Annotated in this window: 8 protein-coding genes; 5 read left to right on the top strand and 3 right to left on the bottom strand. The window is 54.5% G+C overall.

Going from position 1 to position 18,576, the window contains the following annotated elements:
* Positions 1-324 precede the first annotated feature (324 nt).
* A complete protein-coding gene (locus GSQ91_RS02285; protein ID WP_158819641.1) occupies positions 325-1,353 on the bottom strand; it encodes a LacI family DNA-binding transcriptional regulator in 1,029 nt (342 codons plus the stop codon).
* Positions 1,354-1,620: 267 nt separating this feature from the next.
* Between GSQ91_RS02285 and GSQ91_RS02280 the strand changes: the two genes are divergently transcribed.
* From GSQ91_RS02280 to GSQ91_RS02270, 3 genes are all read left to right on the top strand, one after another.
* A complete protein-coding gene (locus GSQ91_RS02280) occupies positions 1,621-2,778 on the top strand; it encodes a hypothetical protein (protein ID WP_174240634.1) in 1,158 nt (385 codons plus the stop codon).
* Positions 2,775-4,001 carry a hypothetical protein gene (locus GSQ91_RS02275; RefSeq protein ID WP_158819640.1) on the top strand — a complete coding sequence of 409 codons (1,227 nt, stop codon included), beginning with the start codon at positions 2,775-2,777 and terminating at the stop codon, positions 3,999-4,001. The genes GSQ91_RS02280 and GSQ91_RS02275 overlap by 4 nt, the downstream gene beginning before the upstream one ends.
* A 125-nt stretch (positions 4,002-4,126) precedes the next feature.
* Positions 4,127-6,667, top strand: a complete 2,541-nt coding sequence (locus GSQ91_RS02270) for a CBM35 domain-containing protein (protein WP_158819639.1) — start codon at positions 4,127-4,129, stop codon at positions 6,665-6,667.
* Positions 6,668-6,730: 63 nt separating this feature from the next.
* On the opposite strand, the gene GSQ91_RS02265 is transcribed toward GSQ91_RS02270, so the two are convergent.
* Together GSQ91_RS02265 and GSQ91_RS02260 are read right to left on the bottom strand one after the other, a co-directional pair.
* A complete protein-coding gene (locus GSQ91_RS02265; RefSeq protein WP_254064327.1) occupies positions 6,731-8,923 on the bottom strand; it encodes an alpha-galactosidase in 2,193 nt (730 codons plus the stop codon).
* A 179-nt stretch (positions 8,924-9,102) separates the two neighbouring features.
* Entirely contained in the window at positions 9,103-10,701 is a 1,599-nt protein-coding gene (locus tag GSQ91_RS02260) for a sodium:solute symporter family protein (RefSeq protein WP_158819638.1), read from the bottom strand.
* Positions 10,702-11,075: 374 nt separating this feature from the next.
* Here GSQ91_RS02260 and GSQ91_RS02255 point away from each other — a divergent pair, with 374 nt between their 5' ends.
* A complete protein-coding gene (locus tag GSQ91_RS02255) occupies positions 11,076-14,567 on the top strand; it encodes a carboxypeptidase-like regulatory domain-containing protein (protein WP_158819637.1) in 3,492 nt (1,163 codons plus the stop codon).
* Positions 14,568-14,686: 119 nt separating this feature from the next.
* Positions 14,687-18,250 (top strand): TonB-dependent receptor, encoded by a 3,564-nt coding sequence (locus tag GSQ91_RS02250; RefSeq protein ID WP_158819636.1) that lies wholly within the window; start codon positions 14,687-14,689, stop codon positions 18,248-18,250.
* Positions 18,251-18,576: the final 326 nt, after the last annotated feature.

Raw genomic sequence — 18,576 nt, 5'->3', positions numbered from 1 at the left:
CAAACTCCCTACAATGGCGCTCTCCTCTTCCCTAACCTCACCCCCACTGATTAGAAACTCTTCTCTCTCCTCTCAAAAAACTTGCTTCTCAAGAGAGAATCTGGGGCGCAAGCCCAGGTAAGGGGATAAACAACAGATCAAGGGCTGAAAGCCCGATATATCTCGTCTGTACTGGCGGGATATATCGGGCTTTCAACCCTCGATTCGTTTGGAAAGAGGAGCGTGGGTCTTCTGTCGTGATGACGATATTTGAGCCGAGTGCCAAAACAATACCCACATTTGAGCGCTCAAATGTCTAGACCCTCAACCCACGCCATCGCCTCATCAGCGTCTCGAGGAGAGACTCCGCTGCTGTTTCGGAGCAAGTCCCGTAGACTCTCGTACGATCAGACTTGTCTTCACGCTGTACTGTTCTCCATGGACATGAGGCCCACTCTTGAGGTGCTCGAGGGCATCGAAGAAGACCTTCGCCAACTCGTATCTTGGCAAACGCAGAGTCGTGAGGGGCGGGTGAACAATATCGCTCATGTCGATATCGTCGAACCCGATGATCGAGAGATCGTCTGGGATCGTGAACCCCATCTTCATCGCCGCACGCATGCCTCCGATGGCGGTTAGATCGTTTGCCGCCAACACCGCAGTCGGCCGATCTTCCATCGAAAGCAACTCCGTCATGGCCGTCATGCCGCCGGTGATGCGATAGTTGCCGACCTTGATGAACTCCGGACGCGGCACAATGTCTACTCGTTTCAGTGCTCGTATGAAGGCGTCGACACGATGATCTGAGATCGTGAGACCCGCAAAGCCGCCGATGTAGCCTATTTTTTTGTGGCGCAGGTCTTTCAAGTGCTGCAGTGCCTGATCCATGCCGCTTTTGTTATTGATAGCGACGTCGCTCAACCCATTTCCAATATGACCGCGGTCCATCGTCACGAGAGGAACTCGGTTATGGATAAGGTCTTCAAAGGGTTCCGTCTCGATCTCCGACGCCAGTAAGGCTACGCCGTCCACCTTGCGAATCAACATGCGTCGAATGGACTGCTGCATGCGGCCGGAGTGGAAGTCGGTCGTGGCCATCAGCATCTCCTGATCATTGCCTACGACGATCCCTTCAAAGCTCTTAATGAACTCTGGAAAGAACGGATTGGTAATGTCCGGAATAATCAGGCCATAGGTCCCACTTCTACCGTATTTCAGGGTAGTCGCACTGTTATTGGGGAAGAACTTTACTTCGTCAATGACCTTGCGAACGCGTTCGACTGTCTCAGGCCGTACAAGGTTCGAGCCGTTGATGACACGGGATACGGTGGCACTGGATACTCCTGCCAGTTTGGCAATCTCACGCATGTCCATCGTGTGGCTCAACTCCTTGGTGATAACCAGTGTGTAGGTTTACATGAACATCGTCCAATGGGAACAAAATTTATCAGAAGGCACTAACTAGATGCCAGACAATAATTTTGTCTCGCACTTGCCAAATTTCCTTATGTACACGTATACATAGTACCGCTAGTCATCGGCGTAACTGGATCGATTCAAACGAGCACGGGTTTAGTCGAAGCTCAACATGGGCCGTGCTCAAGACGAGCCGCGACCGCGCTCGAGGTGAGGTATATTGCAATGGATTTTTTGCGGCAGGTCGCACAGCAGAGGGCGGTAACTCGACGCGACTTTCTTCGGTCTGTTGCGATGACTGGAGCTGCGAGTCAGCTGCTTGGTTTCTCCCCGCTGCATGCGGCGGCTATGCCGCAAGGGCAGAAGACGGTGGTCGTCACCTTTGGCGGCGGAGCTCGCGATGAAGAGACCTTTGCTCCTGAGGGGCAGGAAAATATTCCCCACCTCTTGAACGAGTTGATTCCACAGGCGACGTTCTTCACTCAGGTGGTGAATCGCGGAATCCTTGGTCATTACGTAGCTACTGCGAGCCTGGCGACTGGAGTCTACGAGCGGTTCGACAACTTTGCGGATGTCGCTCCGAAGAATCCCACCGTCTTCGAATACTTTCGCAAAGGCCTGAACCGTCCAGCAAACGATGCCTGGGTGATCGCGCCCAGCAACGGCTTCAACCGTATCGGGCAAAGCGATGGATCTCTCATTGTGCCTGGCATGGGCGCGCAGGTGATTCTTCCGAAACACCTGCTGGCATCGGCGTTGAATAAGACTTCCACGGCCTCGGCCGCCATGGAATTTTTGCTGCAGGACAACTACGAAGACCTTTTGTTTACGCCTCCTGCGGTGCAAAACGAGTTGGGAACCGCGAAGCTCACCGAGATGCTGCATCTCTCTGTCGACGACTTCGCCCATCATGCGCAGACGCTCTCCAGTGCCGATGAGCTCTCCGTCTACGTGATGCGCCAGTTGATGAAACAGTTTGCGCCCAGCCTGCTCTGGATCACGCTGCATGACATGGATGTCGCCCATACCGGGGCTTATTCGCTGTATCTCGAGGGCATCCGGAGAACCGACCGTCTCTGTGCGGACATCTGGCAGATGATCGAGACCGATCCGGAGTACAAGGGCCGCACAACCATGCTGATCCTCCCGGACTTTGGCCGAGACTCGGATTTCAGTGCATCGGGCAATGGCTTTCAGCATCACCGGACAGGCGATCCACTTTCGCGGACTACCTGGATGATGGCGTTAGGGCCGCACATTCGCCAGAACCTTACGGTAGACCGACCCCTCGATTCACTGGACCTCGTGCCGACGTTGGGCGCCATGATGAACTTCGCAACCCCTTCGGCCAAGGGGAAGCCCATTGCCGAGGTGCTCGGATGACGCCAGGGAATCTACAAGCTGAGAGCTTCGCGGCATATCCTCCCCAGGCCCGTGCGTTAGCCATAGAGCACCTGAACGCCCTCAAGCGCATGCCGCTGATTTTGCTGGCCGCTTTGCTGCGGCAGGTGATCCAGTACGACTGGAGCTTCCCGGCAGAGCGCGAGCAGCTGGTGCGTCAGCTGAATCTGTTGAATCAACTGGACGCCGCTTCCTTTGACTCTTTGATGTCGCCCTTCGCGGCGATTCCACTTACGAGTGAGTTATCGAAGTTCGATTGGGTCAATCATCCGCAGCCGTTTAGTGAGAAGCTGACGGCTTATCTTTGGGAGCAGCACCTCAGCGACAACTACCACAGCGTCGCGCAGGCGTATCAGCAGTACCTGGAGAAGGCTCTGCCCCAGTCGCAACCTGTTACTCCAAGATGGACGATCGTTGTTATAGGTAGAGGTAGCCAGCAAACTCAATACTCTCTCTTCCGCCATCTCATGCCGCACGGCATGCTTTTTACGAAACTTGATCCCAGCGGCGCACTCGAAACACTCTCAGCTGCGGTCACATCGCGTGCCCAGCAACATCCACTCGAATACGGACATTGGTATATCGATGGCGGCGAACCATACTCCGTAGCGGCTGAAGATCCGCGGCTGACAACCATGTCCTACGCCAGGCTTGTGCCTGCCGCAAAGCGGGAGTTTGCCCTGCTGAAAGAGTTCACCAGCCACGGAGCTAACGGCTCCGTAGGAGTGGAAGCTGTCGGCTCCTACATCGTAGGGCTGAGTCCAGAGGACCTGACGCTCAAGGGAACCGCGGCCGATGCGCCTTTGCGCCACTTCGAAGTCAATCTGATTACGCAAGGCGCCGGATGTCAGATATTTAGCACGACCTTTGTTCAATGGGCTGCTCGCGAGTGTCTGCATCGCGCCCAGCCGCTTACACTCTTCGCACGTTTCTCCACGCGTCAAGGCAACGCACCAATGGAGCAGTTGCTCGCCCGCGATCCTCTTCAGCAGCCGCAGGACGCTGAAGGCTCTCTGATCGATGCCGATATGGGCGCGTACTACACGTGGATCAACCAATCTCGTCTGCCGGGCGCGGACGACTCACGTTTTCTCGTCTGGTTTGAGGACCACAATCTCGCCTGCGCTATCGCTCCCGCGTTGTCTAAGGGCAAAACATACACAGGCGCCATCACCATGCGGCAGGTGTTGGAGCACATGGCCTGACCGCATAAAGACTGCTGTGCCGCTTCGCCATCGTGACCTCATCGCAGGTCCGCGGCCCTGCGTCCAGATATCGAAATTCAATCGGCTCTCGTTAGCTGATTCGAATAGCAAAGAGAGGAAATACAGTGACTCTGATATTGCCCCACGCTCATCCCCCGGTCAGCCTCGAATGGCAGACCACGCCCCGTATAACCAACCAAAGCCGTCGTTGTACTTTTTATGCAGTCGCTCTCGTTATCGCTTCACTTTTTACCTCCGCCGTGTCTGCACGCGCGCAGTCAGCCGGCGTCGCGGAAAAACCTTATATGGGGTGGAGCAGCTATAGTCAGCAGACCATCACCAGCGGTTTTCTTACACAGGCAAACATTACAGCGCAGTCGGACGCCTTGCTCGCATCCGGGCTGCAAGCTCACGGCTATAACTACATCAATATGGACTCAGGATGGATGTCGACCTTCGATGCCAACGGCCGGCCCATTCCCAGCGCTCCGAACTTTCCAGACATCACGGCTCTGGTAGCGCACATCCATGCAAATGGCCAAAAGGCCGGTATCTACTGGATTCCTGGTGTCGAGGAGCCCGCAGTAGCGGCTAACTATCCCATCCTGGGCACGACGTATCACATCCAGGACATTCTTACGGTGCCCTACACCGCAGGCAACGCCTTTGGTGGTTCAGGCACCTCTCCGTATCACTACAAGATCGATTTCACCAAACCCGGTGCACAGGAGTACGTCACCTCTATCGTGAACCTGTTTGCCTCCTGGGGTATCGACTTCATCAAGCTCGACGCGGTGACACCGGGCTCCTACAGCGATAACACCTCCATTGACAATCGTGACGACGTAGCAGCATGGGCAACGGCGATTAAGCAGAACAGCCATCCCATATGGTTCACCATCTCCTGGGCGCTCGATCAGGACTACCTGAGCACATGGCAGACCTATGCGAACGCTCGCCGCATCGAAGGCGACGTCGAATGCGAAGGGAACTGCTCTACCATTACGAACTGGAACATGGTGTCGCAGCGCTTCTATGACCTTGTAGGTTGGGAGAATGCTTCCGGCGCCACGGTTGGCTGGAACGATCTCGACTCCCTCGACGTCGCGAATACCAGTACCGATGGCTTGAACTCCACAGAGCAGCAGTCCGCGATTACGCTCTGGGCCATGGGCAACGCTCCCATGTTTTTAGGCGGAGATCTTACCGTTCTGGACAGCACTGGAGTACAGCTTCTAAGCAACGACGAAGTGATTGCAGTCGACCAGTCAGGGTATCCAGCGAAGGAGGTTGCGGGTGGCTTCAATCCTATCTGGGTGTCGAACCTCGGCAATGGCAGTTACTACGTCGCCCTCTTCAATCTGAATGACTTCCCAACCTCGATGACGATCCCCTGGAGCACCTTGGGCTTCACGACTGCCACCGACGTTCGTGACCTATGGTCCCAAGCCGACCTGGGCCCGGCGAGTGGCGGCTTCAGTGCGGCTGTTTTGGGACACGGTGTTCGTCTGCTCAAGGTAACGGGAATCGGTCGTGCGACACCTCCGCCCTCGCAGGTCTACGAGGCAGAGGCAGGTGTGTTGAGCGGCTCGGCTTCTGTGGCCTCTTGTCCCAATTGCTCCGGCGGCTTGAAGGTCGGCAATCTGGGAGTCGGCGCCAACAATACGCTGACCATCAACAACATCAGTGTCGCGCAGGCTGGCACCTACCAGATGGAGATCGACTCCATGACGGTCGGCGCAAGAGCTCTTACGTACTGGGTCAATGGCGGCCTTCCTCAAACTCTAAACGTCAGTGGTGGAAGCTTCTTTATTCCTGCCAGCACCACTGTCCCTGTCCAATTGAACGCAGGAATCAACAGCGTTCAATTCGGAAATCCCACCAGCTATCCGCCTGATATGGACCGTATCGTGATCAGCGGCAATGGAAATGCTATTGCGCCGGACTGGACCGGATATGAGGCCGAGCTTGCTACCCTCGCCGGCAGTGCCAGCGTCACCTACTGTTCAACCTGTTCCGGCGCTTCTAAAGCTGGAAATATCGGTGGTGCCGGAACCACTGTAACCTTCACGAATGTGACGGTCCCGGTGGCTGGAACCTACCAGATGGAGGTCGACTACCTCACCAGCGGCCCTCGTTCCTACTTCGTCAGTGTTAACGGCGGTGCCGGCACGGAACTCGACCTTAACGGAAGCAGTTTCAGCCTGCCCAGCAGCACGGTCATTCCGGTTACCTTGAACGCCGGTGTCAATACGATCCAGTTCGGTAACCCGACGGGGTACTCTCCGGATCTCGATCGTATCGCCATCTCCCCAACGGTAGCAGTGGCGAATATCACCGGAGCTATCACCGCGAAGCTAGGCATCCCTGCGCTTCGTCTCTGGCAGCTCTCTCTTACCAACACAGGCACGAACCAAGCTAGAAACGCGGAGGTGAACCTCTTCTCGCTGACACAAGACAGTGGAAGCGGTACTTGCCATCCGAAGGTACTGGCGCTTTTCCCCATCCCGGTGGGAGACATCGCTCCAGGCGCTCATAAATCTATCGATGTCCCCGTAGATTTCTCGAGATGCACCACAAGCGCACTCTTCGCTAGCAGCTTGGTATTTTCATCCAACCACGGCGCTGTTGTCGGCAACGCCACAGCCACTACATCCACAAGGTAACTCTAAAACGTCCGCGGCATCGCCTGATGCCGCGGACGTTTTAGTTGAATGAGCTAGTGTTGCCTAGTTGGCAACCACCTTCAATGAAAACGCAGCAGCCTGAAAGTCACCCTGAAGATTGACATCGACACCGTTCTGCATCCAGAAGGCGCCGCTGGCAACCGCAGGTGTATCGGAGGCCAACTTCCCATCCAGCGCTTCAATCCGATACATGGAGTCAGGCTTCAAACCGCGAAGATAGATTCGCGGAAAAGGGTAGAGCATTCCGCTTGAATGCAGAAACGCAAAGGTTACAGCGGCATTCTGGTCCGCTGAAACGCTCTCTGTAACCGAGTGTTCGCTCCCATTCTGTGGGGAGATCAGACGATACAGAGAACCGCGTTGCACGATCTCGCGAATCTGCTTGTACTGCGCCACCATCTTTTTCGCAGTCGCAAAATCTTCAGGCTTCCAGTCATTGAGATTGGCTCCAATACCCAGCGATCCCTGCATGGAAGAAAGAAAGCGATAGTCGAGCGAGAGCGTCCGATGATTGAGCTGGCTAGGTGAGTCGGTCACCCAGGCCATCATCACAGCGGGAGTGTAAGCGTAGGTAAAGCCGTCCTGTATCTTCAGACGATCGAAGGCATCGGTGTTATCGGAGGGCCACACCTCATCGGTGTAGTGCATGATCCCAAGATCCACTCGGCTGCCTCCACCGGAGCAGCTTTCTATCTCGACAGCAGGGTGCTTTTTGCGCAACTGCTCCAAAATAGAATAGAGATTCTGCTCATAGGTGATGTAGACCTTCTTCTCATCTTCCGGAGCCACCGCAGGCCAACCCGGCTCTGACCAATTCCGGTTGTAATCCCACTTGAGAAATGCGATGTCATTTTCATTCAGTAGCTTGTCTAGAAAGTTAAAGACATACTCACGCACGTCTGGCCTGGCGAGATTCAATACCAACTGATTCCGACCCTCTGTGCGTGGCCTTCCCGTAAAGTTTAGCACCCAGTCAGGATGCTTGCGATAAAGGTCTGAGTCGGGATTCACCATCTCGGGTTCGACCCACAGGCCGAAGTCCATGTTCAGCGAATGAACTTTGTCGATCAGCGGCTTCAAGCCATTGGGAAACTTCACCGGGTTCACATACCAGTCGCCCAAGCCCGCATGATCGTCTGCTCGTTTCCCGAACCAGCCATCATCTACGACAAACCGCTCCACTCCAATGCTGGCGGCTTTTTCTGCGAGGGCCTCCTGCGCAGCCTCATTCACATTGAAGCCTGTGGCTTCCCAGGAGTTATAAAGTACAGGCCGCAGCTTGGGATGAGGAGCGCCCGGCAACACGCTGCCGAGCTCAAACCGATGCAGCAGGCGCGAAGCGCTGCCAATGCCATCATGCGTGTAGCCCGCGTAGAAATAGGGTGTCTGCAAGCTCTCGCCCGGAGCCAGACGGTAGTCGAAGTCAAAGCTGTTAGGGCCACCCGTAACGCGTACCTGCTGCACCTGGTCTTGTTCGATGCTTATCTTCCAGGAGCCGCTCCAGCCAAGTCCGCCGAACCATACATCGCCACTGTCTTGATCGTTGGATCCATTGCGGTCGATGGCGAACCATGGATTGTTCTGTGCCCCAGTGGATCCGCGCCGGCTCTCCAGAATGGTCTTCCCCGGTTGGATGAGCTGCTCGCGAAGGTTCCATTCTCCAGCCCATCGCCCGGTCAGGTAGCGCAGGCGATAGTCCTGAGCACGGGGCAGTGTCCATGTGCCGGAGGATACCTGCTCGATCGTCAGCGGCGACGAGGTCTTATTCTGCACCTCTGCCGATCGCCGCAAAACTCCCGTGGCCGGATCCATCTCATACTGCAACTCAACGTAAACCTCACGCGAGATATCCTTAAGCCTCACTGTCAGATGGTTGCCGGCGATGGTGTGCGAGACATACTGCAGCACCAGATCGCGGTTTCCATCGGGAAAGGTGATCTTCAAATCCGGTTCTACGTAGAGCCCCGCCCCCCAGGCGACAAACTCCTGCCGCGTAGTGTTGTTCGAAGCATCGAAGGCCGCGACGCCGGGCTCGTAGACAGGTGCAGCGAAGGTGTCCGCCGCATTCAGCCGCTTCCCCCAATAGAGGGTTTGAATCGCTTTCTTCTCATTGATCCCGAACACATAAGAGACGTCGGCAGCATCGATGCGGAAGACCTGCGTCTGTTTGTCAAAACGAATGGACGCGTTCTCTGTCTGAGCCCGGATCAATTGGGGAGCGATGAAAATCGTCATCGCTAATAACACCGAGTGCGGAATACGCAACTTCCCGGCACGTCTCTTGTGGAGAGACAAGAGGCTATTCAAGTATTTCTTTATGGTGCTATCTACTCTACGCATCATTTTTGCTCCATTTCCAAACTGGCCTCAGAAATTAGTACTTGCTGCGACATACTAAAAACACACATGCTGTCCTACCGAAAAAGAACACTCAAAGAGATACAGAGCACGATGGCTATGAATGCAAGCGATAGTGCCGTCCTGGGAATGCGAATACCTTGATGGGTTGCCGTCCAACAGGTAAGGTCGGCAAGCTCGTCCCGCGATTTTGCGGCGGTAAAGAAACTCAACAGCGCCGTGATGGCTAAGCAACTGGTAAACGCAAGAATGGCGCCATAGAAATTAGCGCTCATGTCGCTTCCGTAGTGAATCCAGTGCATGCGATAGGCCAGGTTATGCGCGATCGACGATAGCGTCCCCAACAGCAGCCCCCAGAAGCCGGCCTTGGGAGTAGCCCACATCGTGAACATACCCAGCAGGAAAGTTGCCAGGACCGGCGCATTGAACAAAGAAAACAGCAACTGGAGATAGTCCATGATGTTGCTGAAAGACAACGCCAAGTAGGCCGTTGCGATGCTCAGCAGAATGGCAATCAGCGTAGAAAATCTTCCGATAAGAACGTAGTGGCGCTCGCTCTTGTCCGGTGCCAGGGACGCTCGATAGATATCGTGTGTCCAGATGGTCGTAAGGGCATTGATGTTACCGGCTAGTCCGGACATCAGGCTCGCGAGAATTGCGGTAATCCCAAAGCCCAGCAGCCCGTGTCCGTAGTAGCGCATCATCAGTGCCGGCAGCGCTTGATCGTACCTGAATCCTGATTTAGCGCTGAAAAAGACGGCCGCTGCAAGACCGGGAAGCACGACCAGAGCAGGGAACAGGAGCTTCACAAACGCTGCGAACAGGGGAGTATTGAGCACTCCGGCTGTAGTACGCGCAGCCAATGCCCGCTGGATCAGTACAAAATCTGTGCACCAGTATCCGAAGCTCAGCACAAAGCCCAGCCCCATCGAAACACCGGCAACATCCATGGGAGAGGCGTGCGGGTTCACCAACGGCAGCCCCACCCATGTGTGCCGCATAGCGGGGTCTAGATGCGACGCCAGCCCTGCCATGCCATGAAAATCATGCAGGATGAAAAACACGAGCGGCAGCAGGCCAAGTACGATCAGCGCAAACTGAATTACCTCGTTGTACATCGTGGCCGTCAGGCCACCGAGCGAGACGTACACGAAGACGATGGCCGCCGCGGACAAAGTTGTCTGAGTGAAACTCCATCCGAGAAACGTACGCAGCACCTGCGCCAGGGCATACAGGCTGATTCCCGAAACAAGAACCATCATGATGCCGCTGCACACAATGTTCAGGGTGCGGGTCGACTCGTTGAAGCGGAACTTCAGAAACTCAGGCACGGTCAGCGCGCGGCTCCGCATATAGATCGGCATCATGCACAGCGAAAGGAAGAGCATCGCCGGTATGGCGCCGATCCAATAAAAATGCAGGGTCTTCGCCCCATATTTGGCGCTGGCCGAAACGATTCCGACGATCTCGAGCGCTCCGCAGTTGGCTGCGACGAAGGCGATCGTCGTCACGGCGGTGGGCAAGGTGCGCGCCGCATGAATGAAGTCGGACGTCGAATGAGCTTTTCGGCGAAACAGCCACCCGACCAGGATGGTCGCGGCAAAATAGACCCCGATGATGGCAAGGTCAAGCGAGTTGGGATGAAAGGATCGCAAAGGCGAGGTCGTACCTGTATTCAAGGGCCGGGTTGGGGGCTAAAACATGAGCCTGAGCATAAGGCTCAATCATGAATTTCGTCACGGGATAACGTTACCTGTGAAGCAATTGTCGCATCTATGAAAAAAGCAGTTGACAACCCCCTATCCATTCCAATATAGATTCTGACGCACCCATATGTATACGTATACATCACAGCGAGCAGGGTGGCCTAAACGTAAACGTGCGTCGCTTTGGAGCGGTAGCGAAAATTTCGACTGCAGGGCATTGAGTCAAAAAGAAGGCCAGCCATATGTTTAAAAAATTCGTCGATAGAAGAACGAAGCACCTCCTGTATTGCGTATTGTCAGCCGTTTGCCTGCTCTCGTTTCCCATGCCTTCTGCCTTAGCGCAGGTCGATCAGGGATCCGTTACAGGTACCGTAGTCGATCAACAGGGAGCCGCGATCCCAAACGCCAGCATGACGATAAAGGATCTTGGTACAGCGCTTGAGCTGAAGACCACAACCGATCAGCGAGGAGTCTATGTTTTTTCCCCATTGAAGATCGGTCATTACACGATCACTGCATCCGCATCAGGGTTTCAAACAACGACGATTACTGATTTTGAACTGCAAGTGAGCCAGCGTCTCGGGATGAACGTGACACTGCGAGTTGGAGCCGCGACACAGACGGTGGATGTTTCCGGCTTGAGTATCGCTCTTATGCAAACGGAAGATGGATCTTCCGGGCACGTTTTTGACTCACAGACGATCACCAACACACCTCTGGCGGGTCGCAACTATGTCTTTTTGGCGCAACTGACGGCTGGTGTCAATCAAGGGCAACAGGGCGCGCGAAATGCAGCAAGTGGAGATTTCTCGGCGAATGGCCAACGCACCGAACAGAATAACTTCATCCTTGATGGCGTGGATAATAACTCGAATCTGACGGACTTCCTCAATGGAGCAAGTTTCATCGTCAACCCTCCACCCGACGCTCTTCAGGAGTTCAAGATACAGACGAGTGACTACAGCGCTGAGCTGGGGCACTCTGCTGGAGCAGTCATCAATGCCAGCATCAAATCAGGAACAAACTCGTTCCATGGGAGCGCGTGGGAGTACTTCCAGAACGATGCGCTAAACACAATCACCGGAAATAACTATTTCAGCCGCGTATCTCCGGAGCTGCGGTATAACCAGTTTGGCGCTACAATCGGCGGCCCCATCTGGAAGAACAAGCTCTTCTTCTTTGGTGATTATCAGGGTCTGCGAGAAGTTACTACAAGCTCCTCTGGCGAATACACTGTACCGACGGACCTGATGCGTCAGGGAAACTTTAGTGAATTACTGCAATCGTCGCTCACGAATGGTAACAACAGGCAGCTGTATAACGCAGGCGGTCCAGCACCAGGGACAAATGGCGCCAGCAATTACCTTTCGTGCAATGGGCAGCTAAATGTCATCTGCCCGACACAAATAGATGCAGTTGCCCAAAAGCTGCTTGCGGCGTTTCCTGAGCCTAACTTCGGGATCCCCGGTCAAACCTATAACAACTTCATTTTCAACGGGCACGAGGCTGTAAACACGAATCAGTTTGACGTAAGAACAGACTGGAATATCTCCAGTCACGATCAGGCATTCGCTCGATACAGCTTTGAAAATCAGCCTAAGTTTTCGCCTGCGCCGTTTGGCGTTTTGGACGGGACCGGTTTTGGCGGTTCAACGGTCATCAACCAAAGCCGCAGCTTCGCTTTCAGCGAAACGCATGAATTTAGCGAGAAGTTTATCAACGAACTGCGGTATGGCTATAACTGGAACCACTCTGCTTTTTATCAGGCTGGCTATAACCAAACCGGGATTGCGGAATCCTTCGGCCTTGGTGGACTGCTCACAGGACCCAATCTCGGCGGTATACCTGCCTTCAATGTGAACAACAACAATGGCATTAGCAATTTCGGCGCATCAGGATACGAGCCGTCCAATGAGCATCAGAATGTCTGGCAGATTAACGATAATGTCACTCGCATCGTCCGCAATCATTCTCTGCACTTTGGGGTAAACATCCAAAGCCTTCGCGTCGCTACTCTTCAGCCCAATGACGGGATCGGGCAGATAAGTTTTAGTGGAAAGTTTACCCAGGATCCCAATAACCAGGGAACAACCGGCTACGGTGCCGCCGACATGCTGCTGAATGAGATGAGTAGCTCCGCACTTTCAAATATCACCACGACCAATAACATCTATTGGGTGCGTGCGGGCTACTTCCAGGACGACTGGAAAGCCACCTCGCGGCTTACCGTAAACGCTGGTCTGCGTTATGAGTACACCACGCCGGCGCGGGAACGCAACGATCAGATGGGGAACTTCCGCCCGAATGTCCCGGTGCTGAACTATAACCCGGCGGAAAACATCACCGGTGGTACATATCTGTTGCCAAGCAGCACTCGCAATAATCCTTTGCCCGCCAACCTGCTTGCAAACTTTGCGAAAGATGGCGTGGTCGTGCAATACACGGATAACGATTATCTGGTGAAGCCCGACTATAAGAACTTTGCGCCTCGCATCGGATTTGCATACTCCGTCAACGATAAAACGGTTATTCGAGGAGCCTACGGCATCTTTTACGGCGCTCTGGAAGGTATTGGTTATTCTCTGAATCTTGGCGTAAATCCTCCCTTTGCGTTCAACAGTAATTTCAATAGCGCAGGTTGTGTCTATGGAACCTGCCCCACAAACGGACAGACGCTTGAAACAGGATGGTCTCAGGTTTTGGCCACGGGCATTATCCAGGATGCAGCTTCACCAAACTTGAACGGCTCCGACGATGTGAAAACACCGTATTCTCAGCAGTACAATGTGACGGTACAGCGCTCCTTCAGTTCCAACCTGACGGCTACTGTTGGCTATGTCGGTTCGGTCACACATCATTTACAGACGCCAGTTGATCCCAACAATCAGCCACTACCAGTGGGGCCCGGTGATAACTCCCAGGCCGCGCGCCCTTATCCTGACCTGAATTACGGCAGTTACATCGTCTATGGCTCTGATGCGAACTACAACTCGCTGCAGACAAAGCTGGAACGTAGGTTCTCTAAGGGGCTCCAGTTCGCCGCATCGTATACGCTCGCTCATTCACTCGATGATTCTCGTCAGCCACTGAGTGACGCATCCAATAGCATTGATTACCGCAATGCACGCCAGCTTGGGCTTAGCTATGACTATGGCAGCTCGTATCAGGATGTGCGCCATCGGGCTACCTTGACAGGAGGCTATGAGCTCCCGTTTGGCTACGGTAAGCAGTGGATGAACCATAAGGGTGTTGCCAACACTCTTGTAGGTGGATGGTCTGCAAACATAGCCTTCTCTGCGCAATCTGGTAACCCGTTCAGCATTCAGTCCAGCAACAACTCAACGGGTGGTGTGGGGCGAGCAAATGCCGTTAGGATCGCTGATCCCTTCAAGCCAGGAGGTGTCTCTGATCCGGTGCTTGGATTTGGGTTGCCATGCGCAACGAAAACAAAAACCCTGCAGAGCTGGTTCAATCCATGCGCCTTTATTAATCCCCCTGTTGCTATAGATCCGGGCAAACCCGTAACAGCTGGCCAAGTGAGCATTTCGGACAATGGCGCAAGAGCTGCCTATGGAACGCCGGGACGATCTCTGGTATACAGCCCCGGCTTCAACAAAACGGACCTCTCCCTCTTCAAAAGATTTGATCTTTACCGTGGGATGGGCTTCAAGGTCCGAGGCGATGTGTTCAATGTGTTCAATGTTCCAGGCTATGGTGAGCCCAATAATTACCCCGGTAGCAGCACCTTTGGCCAAATTACAGGTCTGAACTTCGGAGGCAGGACAGTACAGCTCTCAGGAGACTTTTATTTCTAAAAGAAGAACTGATCTATTCAATAACCCTGCCTCTCCGGGCAAACGAACGTATACGTCGTATTTGAACAGCAACGAAGATTCCGGTTATACGGCATCGAGTCAAAAGGAAGGCCAAATGTATGTTTAGAAATTTCGTCGATAAAAGTAGAATTCTCCTCCTCTGCAGCGCACTGATAGTTATTTGCCTGCTCGCCTTTACTGTGCCTTCGGCATGGGCACAGACTGACCAGGGTGCCATCACTGGCGTCGTCCAGGACGACCAGGGTGCTGTAATCCCCGGAGCCAAGGTCACCCTCACCGCCACGGACACTGCCTTTTCGCTGGAACGCACGGCCAATAGCGATGGTGCTTTTGTGTTCTCACCCGTGAAGATCGGTAACTACAAGCTGACCGCGACTGCGCCTAGCTTCCAGACCACGGTGCGTGAGAATCTGCACCTGGACATCCAGCAGCGTCTGAACATTACGTTTGCCCTGAAGCCCGGCGCTGTGACGGAGCAGGTGACGGTCTCCACGGAAGCGCCCCTGCTTGAAACTCAGACCAGCTCGGTAGGGCAGGTCATCAGCTCCGAGACGATCAACAACACACCACTCAACGGACGTAACTGGGTTTATATCGCGCAACTGACGGCTGGTGTTGCTCCCCCGTTTGGCAACACGCGTGGCAGCGGTACCGGTGATTTTGTGGCCAACGGCCAGAGCGCCGAACAGAACGACTTTCTTCTGGACGGCGTCGACAACAACACCAACCTCATCGACTTCCTCAATGGTTCCAGCTTCGTGATGCGTCCGCCGCCCGATGCGCTGGCTGAGTTCAACCTGCAGACCAGCAACTTCAGCTCTGAGTTCGGCCACTCGGCCGGCGCGGTCATGAGCGCCAGCATCAAATCCGGCACCAATCAGATCCATGGCGACGTGTGGGAGTATGTCCGCAACACCAGCCTGGACTCGACGCCCTGGAACGCGACCACTAAAGGGCCATACCACGAGAATCAGTTCGGGGCCACTCTCGGCTTTCCAATCTGGAAGAACCACTTCTTTTACTTCGGAGACATTGAGGCCAATCGCATATCGTACGCGAATGTGAATATCATGACCGTTCCGACGGCGTTGATGCGCCAGGGAAACTTCACCGAGCTGTTACAAAGCAGCACCTACACCCAGCAAAACGAGCCCATACAACTCTATGAACCGACCTCGGGCGGTACCCAGAAGTTGTCCTGCAATGGAGTGAACAATGTTCTGTGCCCCGCACAGGTCGACTCCGTTGCACAGAACATTCTCAATATGTATCCGCTGCCAAACTATGGCCTTCCGGGACAGACGTTCAACAACAACAACGAGAATTTGGTTAACACAGACAATACGATCCAGTGGGACCAGAGGCTGGATTGGAACGTAAGTCAGAAGGACCAGGTATACGCGCGCTATAGCTATGCGCACGAGATCAAAGGGAATGGGCTTCCGCTCGGCCCCATTCTCGATGGCGGCGGCTTTGGCGGCCAGACCGACACGAATCTGTCCGAGAACTTCATGCTGAGTGAGACCCACGCCTTCGCGCCAACCCTCACCAACGAGTTCCGCTTCGGCTATAACTGGATTCACTCCCAGTACTTCCAGCCCAACGCGAACAGCAGCACGATCGCCGCATCGCTCGGTCTGGGGGGCGTTCCTTTTCCTGGACCTGGCTTGGGTGGTGTGCCCAGAGGTGTCCCCAATGAAATCAATCCGTGGGGCTCAGTAGGCACACAGGACGAGGCCCAAAACGTCTACCAGATACTCGATAATGTCAATAAGTCTGTCGGCAATCATTCGTTGAAGGCTGGCGTTTCCTTCCAGGCCCTTCGCGTCTTCGACCGGTATGCGCCGAACCCGCTTGGGCAATACTTCTGGAACAACGTCTACACAGGAATACCCGGGAATCAATATACCGGCTGGGGTGTAGCGGACTATCTGGCGAATCAGATGAACACTGCAGGCATCGCTACCTCCCCGCCGTTCGATGATTCGCAGTGGTATGACGCTGCCTTTTTCCAGGATGACTGGAAGATCGCCCATAACTTCACCCTCAATCTTGGCCTGAGATACGACCACTATGAGCCCTACAAGGAGAGGAGCGGAAACCAGGCAAACTTCATCGATTACGGCAATCTCGGCATCTCCACAGGAACAGCCGTCTATGAGCTTCCCAGCCGTTCGCGGAACCAGGTACTTGGCGCGCCTTTTCTGGCTACGTTGGCCAAAGACAACATCGCTCTCCAGTACAACGACAATGAGCGTCTGGCGACCGGACAAAACCTCAACTTCGCTCCGCGTATCGGCTTCTCTTACCAGCCGTTGCCAAAGGTCGTGGTTCGCGGCGGCTTCGGCCTCTTTTATGGTGGCCTCCAGAGCGAGGGAAACACCAATCTTGGATCCAACTTCCCCTGGGACAACTCGGCGAATATTCCTGCCCCGAACTGCGTGATTGGCAACTGCCCCTCGCTCGCTACGGAAGGCATCACGCTGGAGACAGGATTGGTATCCAAGACTGGCAACAGTCTGCTGAACTTTGTGCAGGACCCAAGCGTCAACGGCATCGACCCCAACGTTAAGACGCCGTACACCGTAAGCTACAACCTGTCCGTGGAGCGGGCCATTACTAACAATATGGCTGCAACGCTGAGTTACGTCGGCAACGGATCGCGCCACCTTCCGATTCAGCTCAGTCCCAATATGACGCAGGGCCTCTATGCGCCAGGTACCAGCACGCAGCAGTATCAACCGTTTCCCGATTTTGGTGGAGTGGATATCATCCACTACGGCGGCGACAGCTCCTACAACTCATTGCAGGCGAAGTTGGAGAAGCGCGCATCTCACGGTCTGAGCTTCCTCGCAACCTATACCTGGGCGCACAGCCTCACCAACGACAGCGATCCCGGCGGTCTCGAAAGCTCCGTCGGAGACCGCGACTTGGCGTTGATCCCTTATAGCCAGGAGTGGACCAACTCCACGTACGACGTCAGGCATCGCTTGACGGTGAACGGCAACTATCAGTTGCCTTTCGGAAAAGGCAGAGCGTTTCTGAATCAATCGCGCTGGGAAGATGAAATCATCGGTGGCTGGTCTTCTAGCCTTACCTTCGCCGCCCAGACCGGCACGCCGTTCTCGGTCTCTCCCGACATCACTACGGCATCAGGAGCTGGTGGTGCGAGAGCTGTAAAGATCCGTAATCCTTATACTCCTGGAGGAACTCCGGATCTCGTAAACAATCCTGGAGTGACCTGCGCAACCAAGACCAAGACGAAGACGAATTGGTACAACCCTTGCGCCTTCGCCAATCCGCTTCCGGGCAATTCGATCGCGCCAGTCGGTACACCGGTCGGCACGGGTGGATATCAATTCTATTCACCCGTTACCGGTGAGTCGGCAGCGCTCGCGTTGCTAGGTGGCCTACAGAACACTGTCTATGGTCCTGGCTACTACGGAGTCAATATGTCGCTCTTCAAGGACTTCGCTACATTCCGTAAGCAGTATCTTTCGTTCCGCGTAGACGCCTTCAACGTCTTGAACCACCCAACGCTTGGCAACCCATCCAACAATAGCAACAGTTCGAGCGGTGGCCAAATTACCGGACCGAAGTTCTTCCAACAGAACACGCCAGACTCTCGGTTCCTGCAACTCTCAGCGAAGTACGTCTTCTAGCGTCACGGTACCAGGAACTCTGTCAGATATAGGGCCATCATCTGGCCCTATATCCGACAGCTTCCTGGGGCACATTGCACTCTTTTAGAAGTTCGCAATGCGCTTTGCTTCCACGTAACAGAGTAACTAGAAAGAGGAGTTCAACGACATGCGCCTCATCTCTAGAAAAATCTCTACCCTCACATGTCTTCTGGCTGCGTTGTGCCTTTTCCTGACGATGTCAGGAAATGCCCAAACTCTCTATCTTGGAGTTTCGGTCAATTCAAGCCCAATAACACTCGGGCAATCGGTCACACTCACCGCGAATTGCAACCCGCAAAACGGTT

The sequence above is a fragment of the Granulicella sp. S156 genome (assembly GCF_009766105.1).
Lineage (GTDB): Bacteria > Acidobacteriota > Terriglobia > Terriglobales > Acidobacteriaceae > Granulicella.
This window is presented reverse-complemented; position numbering and strand designations above follow the sequence as displayed.

What these genes read in the sequence shown, in the direction of transcription:
- GSQ91_RS02285 (WP_158819641.1), bottom strand. Translation starts at nt 1,353, where the DNA reads ATGGACATGCGTGAGATTGCCAAACTGGCAGGAGTATCCAGTGCCACC.
- GSQ91_RS02280 (WP_174240634.1), top strand. Translation starts at nt 1,621, where the DNA reads ATGGATTTTTTGCGGCAGGTCGCACAGCAGAGGGCGGTAACTCGACGC.
- GSQ91_RS02275 (WP_158819640.1), top strand. Translation starts at nt 2,775, where the DNA reads ATGACGCCAGGGAATCTACAAGCTGAGAGCTTCGCGGCATATCCTCCC.
- GSQ91_RS02265 (WP_254064327.1), bottom strand. Translation starts at nt 8,923, where the DNA reads ATGACGATTTTCATCGCTCCCCAATTGATCCGGGCTCAGACAGAGAAC.
- GSQ91_RS02255 (WP_158819637.1), top strand. Translation starts at nt 11,076, where the DNA reads ATGCCTTCTGCCTTAGCGCAGGTCGATCAGGGATCCGTTACAGGTACC.
- GSQ91_RS02250 (WP_158819636.1), top strand. Translation starts at nt 14,687, where the DNA reads ATGTTTAGAAATTTCGTCGATAAAAGTAGAATTCTCCTCCTCTGCAGC.